The sequence below is a fragment of the Streptomyces sp. NPDC087270 genome (assembly GCF_044744625.1).
Classification (GTDB): Bacteria; Actinomycetota; Actinomycetes; order Streptomycetales; family Streptomycetaceae; genus Actinacidiphila.
The window spans coordinates 425916-441600 of sequence record NZ_JBIUYR010000002.1; the positions used below are offsets into that span (position 1 = coordinate 425916).

General features: G+C 74.1%; 11 protein-coding genes and 1 pseudogene. 4 read left to right on the plus strand and 8 right to left on the minus strand.

The genetic code is table 11. The features are described from left to right. Positions 1–11 precede the first annotated feature (11 nt). From ACIPAE_RS05320 to ACIPAE_RS05335, 4 genes are all read right to left on the minus strand, one after another. On the minus strand, positions 12–500 hold the full coding sequence (locus ACIPAE_RS05320; protein ID WP_402443019.1) for a ribose-5-phosphate isomerase: 489 nt from the start codon (positions 498–500) through the stop codon (positions 12–14). Positions 501–729: 229 nt separating this feature from the next. Beyond that, positions 730–1320, minus strand: a complete 591-nt coding sequence (locus ACIPAE_RS05325; RefSeq protein WP_328464189.1) for a biotin transporter BioY — start codon at positions 1318–1320, stop codon at positions 730–732. A 292-nt stretch (positions 1321–1612) separates the two neighbouring features. Continuing rightward, on the minus strand, positions 1613–1999 hold the full coding sequence (locus ACIPAE_RS05330; RefSeq protein WP_328464191.1) for a VOC family protein: 387 nt from the start codon (positions 1997–1999) through the stop codon (positions 1613–1615). 16 nt (positions 2000–2015) lie between these two features. Then, on the minus strand, positions 2016–2657 hold the full coding sequence (locus ACIPAE_RS05335) for a DsbA family protein (protein WP_328464193.1): 642 nt from the start codon (positions 2655–2657) through the stop codon (positions 2016–2018). 201 nt (positions 2658–2858) lie between these two features. On the opposite strand from ACIPAE_RS05335, the gene pepN reads away from it, so the two are divergent. Both pepN and ACIPAE_RS05345 read left to right on the plus strand, forming a co-directional pair. Next, positions 2859–5453, plus strand: coding sequence for an aminopeptidase N (gene pepN / locus ACIPAE_RS05340; protein WP_402443308.1), 2595 nt, complete (start codon positions 2859–2861; stop codon positions 5451–5453). A 324-nt stretch (positions 5454–5777) separates the two neighbouring features. After that, the gene (locus ACIPAE_RS05345) at positions 5778–6770 is read left to right on the plus strand and encodes a hypothetical protein (RefSeq protein ID WP_329369385.1); all 993 of its coding nucleotides are present in this window, start codon (positions 5778–5780) and stop codon (positions 6768–6770) included. Positions 6771–6809: 39 nt separating this feature from the next. On the opposite strand, the gene ACIPAE_RS05350 is transcribed toward ACIPAE_RS05345, so the two are convergent. The 3 genes from ACIPAE_RS05350 to ACIPAE_RS05360 form a co-directional block, all read right to left on the minus strand. Then, positions 6810–8600: a TIGR03767 family metallophosphoesterase gene (locus tag ACIPAE_RS05350; RefSeq protein ID WP_402443023.1), complete on the minus strand. Its 1791-nt coding sequence runs from the start codon at positions 8598–8600 to the stop codon at positions 6810–6812. Positions 8601–8840: 240 nt separating this feature from the next. Beyond that, entirely contained in the window at positions 8841–11486 is a 2646-nt protein-coding gene (locus ACIPAE_RS05355) for an FtsX-like permease family protein (protein ID WP_402443025.1), read from the minus strand. After that, the gene (locus tag ACIPAE_RS05360; protein WP_402443310.1) at positions 11483–12355 is read right to left on the minus strand and encodes an ABC transporter ATP-binding protein; all 873 of its coding nucleotides are present in this window, start codon (positions 12353–12355) and stop codon (positions 11483–11485) included. Before ACIPAE_RS05360 ends, ACIPAE_RS05355 begins: the two co-directional genes overlap by 4 nt. A 283-nt stretch (positions 12356–12638) precedes the next feature. Here ACIPAE_RS05360 and malQ point away from each other — a divergent pair, with 283 nt between their 5' ends. Next, positions 12639–14711: a 4-alpha-glucanotransferase gene (gene malQ / locus ACIPAE_RS05365; protein ID WP_402443027.1), complete on the plus strand. Its 2073-nt coding sequence runs from the start codon at positions 12639–12641 to the stop codon at positions 14709–14711. Between the two features lie 47 nt (positions 14712–14758). Continuing rightward, positions 14759–15004, plus strand: a complete 246-nt coding sequence (locus ACIPAE_RS05370; protein ID WP_328464203.1) for a hypothetical protein — start codon at positions 14759–14761, stop codon at positions 15002–15004. 191 nt (positions 15005–15195) lie between these two features. Here ACIPAE_RS05370 and ACIPAE_RS05375 read toward each other — a convergent pair. Next, positions 15196–15681 (minus strand): annotated as a pseudogene (locus ACIPAE_RS05375) (MarR family winged helix-turn-helix transcriptional regulator); the annotation flags it as partial. Between the last annotated feature and the right edge of the window lie 4 nt (positions 15682–15685).

Below are 15685 nucleotides of genomic sequence, written 5' to 3' on the forward strand. Positions count from 1 at the left end.
GCTGTGCGGTGTCAGTCCTGCTGCGGGTGGTGGGCCGGGATCGGGGGGAGCTCGCCGGTCGCCTCGTAGGCGTCGAGCATGTCGATCCGGCGCTGGTGGCGTGCCTCCTGCGAGTACGGCGTGGCGAGGAAGACCTCGGCGAACTTCACCGCCTCCTCCTGCGTGTGCATGCGGGCGCCGATGCTCAGCACGTTGGCGTTGTTGTGCTGGCGGGCGAGCGAGGCGGTCTGCTCGCTCCACGCGAGTGCGGCGCGGACGCCCTTCACCTTGTTCGCGGCGATCTGCTCGCCGTTGCCCGAGCCGCCGATCACGATGCCCAGGGTGCCGGGGTCGGCGACCGTACGGCTCGCCGCGCGCAGGCAGAACGGGGGGTAGTCGTCCACCGCGTCGTAGATCTGCGGACCGCAGTCCACGGGCTCGTGGCCGTTGGCCTTCAGCCACTCGACGAGGTGGTTCTTGAGTTCGAAGCCGGCGTGATCCGAGCCGAGGTAGACGCGCATGCGGTGATTCTTCCACCCCCCGGGGTGCCCGGCCCGGTCGCCCCCGGGACCACCTGCCCGGTGGGGGTCCCTCCGGGGTGGGCGGTTCCGTCGGAACGGGACCACCTGCCCGGTGGAGGGCTGGTCGCGCAGTTCCCCGCGCCCCTTTGGGCGCGGCCGACCCAGGACCGGCGGGTGGTCCCTGAACCGACAGCACCGGGCACCCCGGGGGTCAGGGCACCCTTCTTGCTCAGCGGTCGAGGGCGCGCCACACGGCGGGGAGGAAGCCCATCGCGAGGGCGGCCTTGAGCGCGTCGCCGAGCAGGTAGGGGCGCAGGCCGAGCCGGAGGGCGTCGGCGGTGGAGAGGTGGGCGGCGTGCGCGAGGTAGGGCACGCCGACCGCGTAGACGACGGCGGAGCCGAGCACCATGACGCCGGCGGTCCGCAGCACCGTACGGTCACCGCCGCGGCGGGCGAGGGCACCGACGACCGCGGAGGCGAGCATCATCCCGAGGATGTAGCCGAACGTGGGCATGGACCAGCCGGAGCTGCCCTCCGCGAACCAGGGCAGCCCGGCGACCCCCGCGACCGCGTACAACCCGAGGGCGGCGAAGCCGCGGCGGGCGCCGAGCGCGGTGCCGACCAGCAGCGCCGCGAAGGTCTGCCCGGTGACCGGCACCGGCGACCCCGGCACAGGAACCGAGATCTGCGCGGCCAGACCGGTGAGCACGGCGCCGCCGACCACGAGCGCGGCGTCCCGCAGCCGGGCCCGGTTGACCGAGGAGGCGGGCAGCAGATCGGCGAGTACGGTGCCGGGGGCCGAGGAAGCGGCGGTGCTCATGGGTGACTCCGCGAGGTGCGAGGGCGGTCGGGACATCGCGACGCTAGCGCAGCACCCGCGCGTTGATCATCGTCGGACCCCTACAAAGCACGGCGGTCACCCTTGGAGGCTTCACCCGCGACCCGAGCCCTACCGCCGCTCCCCCACCGGCCCGTCGCCGTACGCCATTTCAGCAGCTCACGTGAGACTCGTCACGCCATGAGGACCCGCGAACACGGGTACGGGGCGGCCGGTGCGGGGCCGCCCCGTACGCCGCGGGCGCTGTGGGATTCCACCAAGGCGCGTACCCGCGCTACGCGGGCTGGAGCAGGTCCCAGCGGTTGCCGTACAGGTCGCGGAAGACGGCGACCGTGCCGTACGGCTCGCGCCGGGGCGGCTCCTCGAACACGACGCCTTCCGCGGCCATCCGGGCGTGGTCGCGGGCGAAGTCGTCGGTGTGGAGGAAGAAGCCGACCCGGCCACCGCTCTGGTCGCCGATCCGCTCGGCCTGCGCGGGGGTGGCGGCCCGGGCCAGCAGCAGGGCCGACTCCCGGGCGCCGGGCGGCGCGACGACCACCCAGCGGCTGCCGTCGCCACGCGGGCTGTCCTCGCGCAGCTCGAAGCCGAGGGCGCGGGTGTAGAAGTCGAGGGCCTCGTCGTAGTCGCGTACGACCAGGGCCGTCAGGGCGAGGTGCGGCATGGCGGGGCGGGTGCTCCTAGTCGAAGATCGGGCCCTGGGTGCGGGTGCGCTTGATCTCGTAGAAACCCGGGATCGCGGCGACCATCAAGGTGCCGTCCCACAGTTGGGCCGCCTCCTCGCCCTTGGGCGCGGGGGTGACGACCGGGCCGAAGAAGGCGATCTGCTCGCCGTCGGCGCCGGGGACGGCGATCACCGGGGTGCCGACCTCCTGGCCGACCTTGTCGATGCCCTCCTTGTGGGAGGCGCGCAACTGCGTGTCGTACTCGTCGGAGTCCGCGTGGTCCGCGAGCGACGCGGGCAGGCCGACCTCCTCCAGGGCCTCCACGATGGTCTCGCGGGTCTTGGGCTTCGCCTGGTTGTGGAAGCGGGTGCCCAGCGCGGTGTAGAGCGGGCCGACCACGGCGTCGCCGTGCAGTTCCTGGGCGGCGATGACGACCCGGACCGGGCCCCATGCCTCGCGCAGGAAGGTGGAGTACTGCTCCGGGAGGGTGTCGAGCTTGTCCTCGTTGAGCACCGCGAGGCTCATCACGTGCCAGCGCACCTCGACCGGGCGGACCTTCTCCACCTCCAGCATCCAGCGGGAGGTCATCCAGGCCCAGGGGCACAGCGGGTCGAACCAGAAATCGGCCGGGGTCTTCTCAGCGGCGGTCGCGGTCACGGCATGCTCCTCGTTCACAACATCGTGTCAGGGACGGGCGGTCGGCGGTCGTCGGTCGGCACCTTCCACCCTGACGTACAACGCACTCCGCACCCCGGGTCATTCCCCGCTGCCACCTCGCAGGGGCCGTGGGAGGATGCCAGGGCGCCGCGATCCGGCGCGTCCACCGGCAGGAGTGCCATGACCGAGAGGAGCCGCCACGTGCCCGGCGAGAACCTGAGCCGTGAGGAGGCCCGCGAGCGGGCCGCGATCCTGTCCGTGGAGCGGTACGACGTGGCGCTGGACGTGCGCTCCGCGGTCGGGCCGGCCGCCGAGGGCGAACCGCGCACCTTCCGGTCGACCACGGTGATCGACTTCCGCTGCGCGCGGCCGGGTGCCTCGACCTTCGCCGACCTGATCGCGCCCTCGGTGACGTCGGTGCGCCTCAACGGCCGGGAGCTGGACCCGGCGGCGGTCTTCGACGGGGCGCGGATCGCGCTGGACGGCCTGGCCGAGCGCAACACCCTGGTGGTGGACGCGCGGTGTGCCTTCAGCCGGACCGGCGAGGGCCTGCACCGCTTCGAGGACCCCGAGGACGGCGAGGTCTACCTCTACACGCAGTACGAACCGGCCGACTCCCGGCGGGTGTTCGCGAACTTCGAACAGCCGGACCTGAAGGCGCCGTTCTCCTTCCGGGTGACCGCGCCCGAGGGCTGGACGGTGCTCAGCAACGGCGCGGCGGACGGTGACCCGACGCCGGCCGAGGGTGGCGGCGCCACCACCGCGTTCGTGCCGACCCAGCCGATCTCCACCTACATCACCGCGGTGGTCGCGGGGCCGTACCACGTGGAGCACGACCACTACGCGCGCACGCACCCCGACGGCGCGGTGCTGGACATCCCGCTGTCCGCGCTGTGCCGCCGCTCGCTGGCCCGGCACTTCGACGCCGACGCGATCTTCGACGTCACCAAGCGCGGGCTGGACTTCTTCCACGAGAACTTCGACTACCCGTACCCGTTCGGGAAGTACGACCAGGCGTTCGTGCCGGAGTACAACCTCGGCGCGATGGAGAACCCCGGGTGCGTCACGTTCCGCGAGGAGTACGTCTTCCGCGGCAAGGTGACCCGGACGTCGTACGAGCACCGGGCGAACGTCATCCTGCACGAGATGGCGCACATGTGGTTCGGCGACCTGGTGACCATGCGGTGGTGGGACGACCTGTGGCTCAAGGAGTCGTTCGCCGACTTCATGGGCGCCTTCGCGCAGGTGGAGGCGACCGAGTTCACCGAGGGGTGGATCACCTTCGCCAACCGCCGCAAGGCGTGGGCCTACCGGGCCGACCAACTCCCCTCCACCCACCCGGTGGTGGCCGACATCCCGGACCTGGAGGCGGCGAAGCTCAACTTCGACGGGATCACGTACTCCAAGGGCGCCTCGGTGCTCAAGCAACTCGTCGCGTACGTGGGGCGGGAGGCGTTCCTGGAGGCGGCCCGGCGGTACTTCAAGCGGAACGCGTACGGCAACACCACGCTGGCGGACCTGCTGTCGGTGCTCGCGGAGACCTCGGGCCGGGACATGGCCGCCTGGTCGGCGGCGTGGCTGGAGACCGCGGGTGTCAACTCGCTGACGCCGCAGGTGGTCTGTGACGCGCAGGACCGGATCACCGAGCTGTCGGTGGCGCAGACCGCGGACGGCTCGCAGCCGCGGCTGCGCCCGCACCGGGTCGCGGTGGGCCTGTACCGGCGCACGCCCGACGGCACGTTGGAGCGCTACGCCCGCGCGGAGGCCGACGTGGCCGGGCCGTCCACGACGGTGGCCGAGCTGGCCGGGCAGCCGCGGCCGGATCTGGTGCTGGTCAACGACGACGACCTGACGTACGCCAAGACCCGTTTCGACGAGGTCTCGCTGGCCACGCTCCGCGAGCGGCTCGGCGACCTCGCGGACCCGCTCGCGCGGGCGCTGGCCTGGTCGGCGGTGTGGAACCTGACCAGGGACGCGTTGATGCCCGCGCGGGACTACCTGGACCTGGTGCTGCGCTTCGCCGGGCAGGAGAGCGACATCGGGGTCCTCCAGACCCTGCACCTCCAGGCGCGGACCGCGCTGGTCCACTACGTGGCGCCGGACGCGCGGCAGGAGGCGGGCGCGGCTCTTTCGGAGGGCGCGCTGCACGAGTTGCGGCTGGCCGAGCCGGGCAGCGGCCACCAGCTGGCGTGGGCCCGCTTCTTCGCGGCGGTCTCCTCCTCGGCGGCCGATCTGCAGCTGCTGCAGGGGCTGTTGGACGGGTCCGCGAAGATCGACGGGCTCGATGTCGACCAGGAGCTGCGGTGGACGTTCCTGGAGGCCCTCACGGCTGAGGGCGTGGCCGGCGCGGACGTGATCGCCGCGGAGCGGGCCAGGGACGACACCGCGTCCGGGAACCGGCACGAGGTGCGGTGCCTCGCGGCCCGGCCCGACCCCGAGGTCAAGGCTGCCGCCTGGGCCTCCGTGGTCGAGTCCGACGCCCTGTCCAACGCGCTCGTCGAAGCGACCATCGCGGGGTTCTCCCAGCCCGGGCAACGGGACTTGGGCGAGCCCTACGTCGCTCCCTACTTCGCCGCGATCGAACGGGTCTGGGCCGAGCGGTCGATCGAGATCGCGATGGATGTCGTGCGCGGGCTCTACCCCTCCCTCCAGCAGGGGTCCCTCGTCCTCGCGGCGACCGACGAGTGGCTCTCCGAACGGAGCGAAGCGGCTCCCGCGCTGCGGCGCCTCGTCCTTGAGGGCCGCGACGACCTGGCACGGGCGGTTCGTGCGCAGGAGTGCGACGCCCGCCGCTGAAGCTTTCGGCGGGCGGACCGACTCGCCGCGGAAGCTTTCGGCGGGCGGACCGACTCGCCGCGGGGGCTGGGCTTGCGGGCCCGGCGCGCCGCGGTGGTGGGCTGAGCGCGCGGTTCCCCGCGCCCCCCTGGGGGCGCGGGGGCCGGGCTGGGGGTCACGGCTGCGTCGTCGTGGCCGAGGGGGTGGAGGAACGTTCACTCGGGTGGCGGGAAGGGAAGGAGCTCGGCAGGGGCGGGGCGGGACTTTAGCCCGGCGTTGTCCTGGTTTGTCGACGAGCGTGTAACAACGGTTAGTAACCACCCGTTCCGCGGGAAACACTCGGCCATGAACGCGAACGACCTCACCCCCCACGCCCTGGACCGCCTCGACGACTGCGACGAGACCGTACTGACGTTCCGTCAACTTCGTGAACTCGGCCTGACCGCGGCCGAGATCGCCGACCGCTGCCGCCCGGGCGGCCGTTGGCAGCAGATCCTGCCGCAGGTGTGCCTGCTGCACTCCGGCCCACCCAGCAGCGAGGAACGCGTACGGGCCGCGCTGCTGTACGCAGGCCGCGATCCGGGCGGCCACGGCCCGGTCGGCGGCGGCCGGGAGGCGATGGTGACGGGGCTCGCCGCGCTCGCGCTGTACCACTTCGCGTCGGTGCCTCCGCTGATCGGCCTCCCGGTGATCGACGTGCTCGTGCCGTGGCAACGGCGGTTGCGCGACGCGGGTGACGTCAGCGTGCACCGCACCCGCGAACTGCCGCGCCCGCTGGACGTGGTGGGGCTGCCCTGCGCTCCGGTGCCGCGCGCGGTGGCCGACGCGGTCGCCGAACTCGACGACACCGACGCCGTACGCGCGCTGCTCTCCGAGGCGGTGCGGTCCGGGTACTGCGACGGCACCGCCGTACTGCGGGAGTTGTCCCGGGCCGGGCTGCTGGCCCGCCCGCAGGTGCGGCGCGCGGTGGACGTGCTGCGCAGCGAGGACCGCGCGATGGCCGAGCAGCGGCTGTACATGATGGTGCACTGCCACCAACTGCCCGACCCGGTATGGAACGTGGACCTGCGGCTGCCCGGCGGCCCGCCGCTGGGCGGGGTGGACGCGTTCTGGCCCGAGCACGGCGTCGCGGTCTGCCTCGACCCGGACGACGCCGCGCTGTGGTCCCACTACGCCCGGCAGCGCGAGCACCTGGAGGCGCTGGGCATCACGATGGTGTTCCTGTCCCCCGCCAAACTGCACGACGCGATGGAACTGCAGGCGGCCGTGGTCAGGACCGCGCTGATGGCGTCCTGCGAACTCGACCCGGCCGCCTACGTGGTGGTCACCCCGCGCTGAGCGGCTCCCGGCCGGCCCCTCGGCGCGCCTTCACCGTCCTCACCGCTTCCCGAGCAGCAACTCGGCGTTGCGGTCGTGTGCGGCACCGCTCGCCGAGGAGATGTCGGCACCGGGCGCGTTGAAGGCCAACTCCCGGTACAGGGAAGCCAGTCCGGCGGTCGACAGATCGTGGAAGTCGGTCCGGTGCGGCGCCGCGGACTCGATCAGCGTGGTGATCAGCGACAGCGTCCCGTCGTGGTTGTCGACGATCTCGATGACCCGGCCGAGCTGCGGATAGTCCACGTGGGAGGCGGTGTTGACCTCCCAGAAGGTGCCTCGCGGGTCGATGCGGTTGTGGTGGCTGTGCCCGTTGATCCAGGCCAGCACGTTCGGGTGCTTCTTCAGCAGCGCGGTCAACTCCGCGCCGCTGTGCCGCTTCTCGCGCGGGCGGGCCGGGTCGGTGCGCAGGTTCGTCATGCTGTGGGCGGCGTGGTGGCTGAAGACCAGGATGTGCTGGTCCTCGTGCGCGGCCAGGGTGCGCCCCAGCCAGGCGAGTTGCTCGGAGCCGATCGAGCCGAGGAACGAGCCGCCCCGGTCGGTGGTGTCCAGGCTGATGCCGAGCACGCCGTCGGCGACCGGGAAGCTGTAGTACATGTGGTCGGCGTCCACGCCCTCGGCGGCGTAGCCGTGACCGACCGGACCGGCGCCCGTACGGCGCGGGTCGAGGTGCGCGGCCAGGTACTCCTGCGGGGTGAAGGGGGCGCGGCGCACATCCGGGGTGACCGTGCGCGCGGTGCGGGCGTAGTGCTGGAGCACCTCGCGCACCAGCGTGCCGTCCGGGTCCTGCTGCGCGTTGACGGCCTTGTACACGCGCAGCATGTCGGCGTGCGGCACCTGCTCCAGCTTGCGGTCGCCGGCCGCGATCTGCCCGGCGAACGACCCGTGCGGGCCGGACCGGTAGGCACCGCTGAACAGGGCGTCGTGGTTGCCGACCGTCGAGTACCACGGGATCTTCAGGCCGGGCGCGGTGAGCGGGCGCATCGCGGCGGACAGGTAGCCGGGCAGGTGCGGGAAGCCGAGCTTCTTGTCGGCGTCGGTGCGGGCGCTCTCCGGCTGCCAGAACAGCGGTAGCCCGGAGTTCTGGATGCCCTCGAAGGCTTGCGGGTCACCGGTGTTGGGGTCGATCCGGCCGCCGCTCATCGCGGAGAGGAACCAGTCGAGCTCGATCGTGGAGTTGTTGTCGGTGTTGTCGCCGGTGGTGATCGCGAACGACAGCGGGTGGCCGGTGACCGGGCCGCCGCGCAGGCTGTTCACCCGGTCGATGAGCGAGAGCGTGCTCAGCACGGACAGCGCCTCGTGCGGGCGCCAGTCGTGCGGGCCGTGCTCGCGCATCCACTCCATCCGCAGCGGCGACTGCACGTCCATCACGTGCAGGTCGGTGAGCTGGACGAACGCGGCGATCGCGGTACGGCGGTCCGCGCGGCCGGGGTGCGCGGGGGCGAGGTCGGCGCGGACCACCCGCTTCCACCCGGGGCCGTCGGCCAGCCGGCGGTACGAGCCCTTGCCGGTGGGGGTGGCCACGGAGTGCAGGGTGGTCCCGATGGTCGTCGGCCCCGGCGGCGCCGTCGGGGCTGCCGTGGTGGCGCCGGTCGCGGTGCTCGGGGTGCTCGGGGTGGAGACGGACACGGAAGCGGTCGGCGCCGTGGCCGCCCGGGCGCTGGCCCGGTCGGAGCCGGGGCCGAACAGCCAGGCGGCGGCGCCTCCCGCTGCCGCGAGGCCGGTACCGGAGGCGATCAGCAGGGTGCGGCGGTCGACGTGGGGAGGGGTTCGGGCGGGCTCGGGTGCGGGCATTTCGTTCCCCCGTGGGGAGGCTGAGGCGTACGAGCGGCCCCGGGCGTGGGGCACCCACGGGGATGCTTGGCAGCGGAAGTGACGTGTGCCGTAACGCGGCACGAACGCGGAATGCCCATCTCCGGGCGCGAATGTCCGTTTCCGCGTGAGTCATCCTGCGGGGGCCCGCCGTTACGGTTCCCGTCTCGTTCCCGTGGCCCCGCCCGGCGGGGGCCGGGCGGGGCCACTCGGGCGGAGGGGCTACTCGGGCGGAGCCGTCGCCGCGGGACGCCGCAGGAGCGCCCGGGTGGGAAGGGCGGTGGCGGCCAGGGCCAGCACCAGCGCACCCCCCACGATGCCGCCGGCGGTGCCCGGCGGCACGTACGGGCTCGCGCCCGTCAGCCCGCGGGCGATCGGCACGAGGGTGATCCACGCGATCGCCCCGCCGATGACGAGCCCGCCCGCGGCGACGACCAGCGCCTCCCAGCGCATCATCCCGAGCACCTGCCGCCGGGTCGTGCCCGCCAGCCGCAGCAGCGCGATCTCACGGCGCCGGTCGAGGACCGTCATCACCAGGGTGTTGGCGGCGGCGACGGTCGCGAACCCGCCGAGCACGGCGGCCATCACCTGGTTGGACCAGGCGTTGAGTTCGAGGTTCTTGTCGGCCTGCGCGCGGTATCCGGCCCGGTCGGTGACAGTGAGCCCGGGCACCCCGAGCCCGGCCAACTCCCTTTGCACGGCGGCCGGGTCGGCGCCGGGCGCGTCGTGCACGAGCACCTGCGCGTCGTACGCCGTGTTCGCGTGTGCGGCGACCGCGGCGCGCGGCATGAGCAACTGGCCCATCCCGAGGCCCCGTTCGTAGACGGCGACCACCTTGGGCCGGATCTGGGTGCCGTCGCCGAGCCAGAGCGAGAGGTGGCCGCCGACCTTCGCGTGGGCGCTGCCGGCCAGCAGCGTGTCGACCGCGACCGTACCGCCGTCGCCGGTGAGGTCGGCCAGCGAGCCGCTCTTCACGCCGAGTTGGAGCACCTTGGGCAGGGCGGCGGGGTCGCCGGAGACGCCGATCAGGTTCTCCGAGTCCAGTGCCCCGCTCTCCCGGATGAGCGCGCCGGTGCGCAGGACGCCGACCGCGGTGTCCACGCCGTGCAGCGCGGCGGCGCGGTCGGCGGTGGCGGCCGGCAGTCCGGCGCCGTCGGAGCCGACCACCTGGTCCGCGACGACCGCCTGGTGGATCTGCCGGGACGTGGCGTGGGTGATCGACCCCTGCATGCACAGCAGGGTGCCGCAGAAGGCGGTGACCAGCGCGATCGGGGTGATCGCGGCGGCCAACCGGCGCGCGGCGGCACGGGTGTTGGCGGCGGCCAGCATCCCGGAGACCGAGCCGGACGCCCGCAGCGGCAGCCCCAGCAGGGACGCGGCGAGCCACGCCACCACCGGACCGAGGAAGGCCACTCCGGCCATCAGGCTGAACACGACGCCGAGTGCCACCGAGGCGGCGTCGTCGCCGGTCTCGTGTGCGGCGACCGCGGCCAGGAAGCAGCCGCCGACCACCGCGGCCACGCCCAGCACGGTACGGATCACGCCGGGCCGGCGGCGTTCCACCGCGGCCTCGCCCAGTGCCTCGCTGGGCCGGGCCTTCGAAGGGCGGCGCGCGGCGAGGTAGCCGGCCACGAGCGACCCGAGCAGGCCGGCGCCGACCGCGACCACCATCGGAATCCAGCCCACGGACAGGGTCACGCCGTGCGGCACCGCGTCCTTGTGGACGAGCTGGCGCAGCCACCAGCGGGCCAGTTGGACGCCGGGCCAGATCCCGGCGGCGCCCGCGAGCGGAGCGACCAGCAGTGCCTCGGTCGCGACGGTCCTGCGGATCTGCCGCGGGGTGGCGCCGATCGCGCGCAGCAGCGCGATCTCCCGGGAGCGCTGGCCGACGGCGAGGGCGACGGTGCCCATCACCACGAACACGGCCGTGGCCGTGGCGATCCCGCCGAAGGAGCCGCCGATCGCGGTCATCATCTCCTTGGCCTCGGCGAGTTGTGGCTGCTCGGCCGCGCCCCGGTCGTCGCCGGTGCGCACCTTCGCGTGGCCGCCGACGGCGTGCCGGGCCTGGTCGGCCAGCGCGTCCGTGCCGACGCCCGGCTTGGGGAAGACCGCGATGGCGTCCGCCCGGCCGGGGTGGCCGGAGAGCGGCCCGGCGACGGAGTCGGCGAAGTACGCGGTGGGGCCGGCCGAGCGGTCGGCGGGGACCAGCCCGGAGACGCGGTAGGCGGCGGTCCGGCCGGGTGAGGTCAGCGTCAGGGTGTCCCCGACGGAGACGTGTGCCGCGCGGGCGGTGCCGGCGTCGAGCACGACCTCGCCCGCGCCGGGCGCGTGGGCCGTGCCACCGGCGGCCGTGCCGGAGGGGGCTGTACCGGACGAGGCGGTACCGGACGAGGCGGTACCGGACGGGGACCCGGGGGGCTGGGAGATCAGGTGCGCGGACCAGTCCCGGCCGGTCAGTTGCGGCAGACCGGCACCCGAACCGGCACCCGCACCCGCACCCGCACCCGCACCCGTGGCGCCCTGGTGGGCCGCGCCCACCGGGAACGCGATGTCGGGGACGGCCGCGGCCACGCCCGGGCGGGCGGCGATCCGGGCGGCCATGCTCGTGGCGAGCCGGGGCTGGTCGGTGAGCGGCTCGGAGTCGGAGTCCTGGTTGTCGCCGTGCCCGGTGGTGATGTGGGCCTGCGGGTCGGCCGCGACCACGACCGGCACGTGGGCGTACCGGACCGGCGGCACGTGCGCGGTCAGGCCGGTCTGGAGCAGGGTGCCGCACGCGGTGACCACGGCGGCCGCGAAGAGCAGCGCGACGAACGTGCCGACGAAGGACGCGGGCCGGAAGCGCACGGAGGCGCGGGCCAGGCCGTTCACGCCACCCTCCCCCGGGTGGCGCGGGCGGCCTCGGCCACGGAGTCCCGGTGGGCCCGGCCGTCGGCACCGCGGCCGGACCCGCCGGTCCGCGAGGTGAGCGCGACCATCCGGTCCGCGACGGCCGTCGGGTCGGGCGCGACCAGCTCGCCCGCGAGGTTCCCGTCGGCCAGGAAGAGCACCCGGTCGGCGTACGACGCGGCGACCGGGTCGTGCGTCACCATCACCACCGTCGCGGCCGGGCCGGAACCGTCCAGGCCGCCGTCGACCGCCTGCCGCATCAGCGCCAGGATGTCGCGGGCCGTACCCGTGTCGAGCGCGCCGGTCGGCTCGTCCGCGAAGATCACCTCCGGGCTGGTCACCAGCGCACGGGCGATCGCCACGCGCTGCTGCTGCCCGCCGGAGAGCTGGCCGGGCCGGCGCCTGCCGTACCCGTCCAGGCCGACCCGCGCCAGCATCGCCGCGGCCCGGCGCCGGTCGGGGCGCTGCCCGGCCAGGCGCTGCGGCAGCAGTACGTTCTGCTGGACGGTGAGGGACGGCAGCAGGTTGAACGACTGGAAGACGAAGCCGATCCGGCTGCGGCGCAGCCGGGTCAGCTTGTTCTCGCTCAGTCCGGTGATCTCCTCGCCGCCGAGCAGCACCGAGCCGCCCGACGGGCGGTCCAGGCCGGCCGCGCACTGGAGGAAGGTGCTCTTGCCGGAGCCGGACGGCCCCATGACCGCGGTGAAACTGCCGCGCGGCAGCGCCAGATCGACCCCGCGCAGCGCGTGCACCGCCGCGTCGCCCCGGCCGTAGGTCCGGCGCACACCACGCAGTTCCACCGCGGGGGTCGCGGTGCCTGTCGCGGTGCCTGTCGCCGTGCCGACCGGCATGCCGATCGGCATGCTCGGCGTGCTCGTCGTCGGGCTGGTCATCGGGCTCGCTCCGTATTCGTCCACGCTTCGAAACTACGAAGCGCGGGCCGCGCGGACCATGGCGCTCTCCGGCGTCCTCGTGGTGGGGTTTTCCCGACCAGCCACCCGGAGGGATCTCCCCGACCGGCCCCTGTTCGCCCGCGCCGGCGGCGGTTCCGCGCGGGTGAGACCCCCGGGGCGGGGTAGGAGGGGGGCGCCCCGGGGTAGGGGTGTGTGCACCCACTGTGAGGACGGAGGCCCGATGGACCGGGTACGGCTGGCCGGGTTGTACGGCGTGGACGTGACGTACCGCCCGACCGCGGATACGGAAGTGCCCGTGCCGGAGGAGACGATCGTGGCCGTGCTGGCGGCGCTCGGGGTGGACGCGAGCACGCACTGCTCAGTGAAGGACGCGCTGGCGGCGTACGAGCGTCGCGAGTCGCACCGGCTGCTCAACCCCTGCACGGTGCTGCGGGCCGGCCACGGCACCCTCGACACGGTCCGGGCCCGGCTGCCGCGCGGCACCCGGCTGACCGTGGCCACCCGCACCGGCGAGCCGCTGCCGGCCGCCCCGACCGCGCCGGGCCGCTACGTCCTGCGCGCCACATCCGCCGACGGGCGGACCGCGACCGGCGACCTGGTGGTCGCGCCGGAGCGGCTGCCCGGCCCGCCGGAGCGCACCTTCGGCTTCATGGCGCAGCTCTACTCCACCCTGTCGTCCCGCTCGTGGGGCATGGGCGACCTCGCCGACCTGGCCGACCTCGCCGCGTGGTCGGGCCGGACCCTGGGCGCGGGCTTCGTGCAGATCAACCCGCTGCACGCGGCCGTGCCCGGCCGCCCGACCGATCCCTCGCCGTACCGCCCGTCCTCGCGCCGCTTCCCCGACCCGGTCTATCTGCGGGTGGAGGAGATCCCCGAGTACTCCTACCTGCCGGCGGAGTCGCGCGAGCAGGCCGCGGACGTGCTGCGCGAGGCCGTCGAACTGCGCGACCAGGTGCTGCTCAAGGACGCGCTGATCGACCGGGACGCGGTGTGGGCGCTGAAGTCGCGGGCGCTGGAGCTGCTGCGCACGGTGCCGCTGAGCCCGGGCCGCCGGGCCGCGTACGCCGACTTCCTCGCCGAGCAGGGGCAGGCGCTGGACGACCACGCCACCTGGTCGGCGCTGGCCGAACTGCACGGCCCGGACTGGCACAACTGGCCGCCCGGGCTGCGCGACCCGCGCTCGCCGCAGGTGGCGCGGGCCCGCAGCGAGCTGATGGAGCGGGTGGACTTCCACTCCTGGCTGACCTGGCTCACCGACGGACAGCTCGGCGCGGCGCAGCGGGCCGCACGGGACGCGGGGATGGCGGTCGGGGTGGTGCACGACCTGGCGGTGGGCGTGCACCCGGCCGGTTCCGACGCCTGGTCGATGCAGGACGTGCTGGCCGCGGGCATCTCGGTCGGGGCGCCGCCGGACGCCTTCAACTCCCGCGGCCAGGACTGGGGGCTGCCGCCGTGGCGGCCGGACGCGCTGGCGGCGACCGGCTACGCGCCGTACCGCGACCTGATCTCCCGGATGCTGCGGCACGCCGGGGGCCTGCGGATGGACCATGTGATGGGCCTGTTCCGGCTGTGGTGGGTGCCGCAAGGCCGGCCGCCGACGGAGGGCACCTACGTCAGGTACGACGCGGAGGCGATGCTCGGGCTGCTGGCGCTGGAGGCGTACGAAGCGGGCGCGGTGGTGATCGGCGAGGACCTGGGCACCGTGGAGCCGGGGGTGCGGGAGGAGTTGGCCGACCGGGGCGTGCTGGGCACGTCCGTGCTGTGGTTCGAGCGGGACTACTCCGGGGCCGACCCGGACCGCCGGCCGCTGCCGCCCTCGGCGTGGCGGGAGTCGTGCCTGGCGACGGCGACCACGCACGACCTGCCGAGCACCGCGGCCCGGCTGACCGGCGAGCACGTCGGGCTGCGGCACCGGCTGGGACTGCTCAGCCGGCCGCTCGAGGCGGAGCAGGCGGAGGACGCCGCGGAGGTCGCGGAGTGGATCGCGCTGCTCGGCCGGCTGGGGCTGCTGCCGGAGGGCGCGGCGGACGAGGAGGCGGTGGTGAAGGCGGTGCACCGGTTCCTGGCCCGGACCCCGGCGCGGATGATCGGGGTGTGGCTGCCGGACACGGTCGGGGACCGGCGCCCGCAGAACCTGCCGGGCACGTCCACGGAGTACCCGAACTGGCGGCTGCCGGTGGCCGGTCCGGACGGGCGGCCGCTCACCCTGGAGCAGCTCGCCGCGTCACCGCGGCTGCACGCGCTCGCCGACGAGGTGCGGCAGGCGCTCGCGACGCGCCCGACGCGCCTGTAAGGCACCCCGCGCGCACGGGTCACAGGTGTGGTCACTACATTGAGTACGTGGACAAGAAGCTCACCAAGAAGGTCGTGCGCGCCGGGGTCGTCACCACCGGTACGGCGCTGCTGCTGTTGATGTCGTCCCCCGCCTTCGCCGTGGCGCACGACGACGGTGACGACCCGGGTTCGGGTCTGAGCGTGCTCCAGACCCTCGGCCTGTTCGTGGCCATTCCGCTGGTGCTGTTCGGGGTCATCGCCGGGCTGGTCATCGTGACGGACAAGTCCCGCAAGCAGCAGCAAGAGCACTGATCGCGCGGTAGGACGACCGAGGCCGGGCCGCCCGGCCGTCCCCGTACGCGTCCCCGCCCACGCCCGTGCAACCCCCGCCCGCGCCAGGCGCGTCCGGGGGTTCAGTGCTGCCCGGAGCCGTCGGCCCGGCCGGCTGACGATCCCGGTCCACCCTGCGTGCCCGGTCCACCCTGCGTGCCCGACGGGCGGGCCTCGGTCGAGGCCAGCAACTGCCGCAGCAGGTCGGCCAGCAGCTCCGCCTGGCTGTCGTCTATGCCGTCGAGCGCGGCCTGTTGCACCTCCACCCCGGCGGCGACCGCCTCGTCGATCACCCCGACCCCGCGCGCGGTGAGCGAGACCCGCAGACCTCTGCGGTCGTCCGGGTCGGGCGAGCGCTCCAGCAGTCCGGCCCGCTCCAGCTTGTCCAGCCGACCGGTCATCCCGCCGGTGGTCAGCATCAGCGTCGCGGAGAGCTGCCGGGGCGAGAGGGTGTACGGCTCGCCCGAGCGCCGCAGGGTGGAGAGCACGTCGAACTCGCCGCGGCCGATGCCGAACCGGCGGTACTCCTTCTCCATCCGGTCGCCCATCAGCCGCGACAGCCGGTAGATCCGGCCGAACACGGCCATCGCGCGCGTGTCCAGTTCCGGGCGCTCACGGTTCCACTGGCCGGTGATCGCGTCGACGGCGTCGGTTTCCATGCTC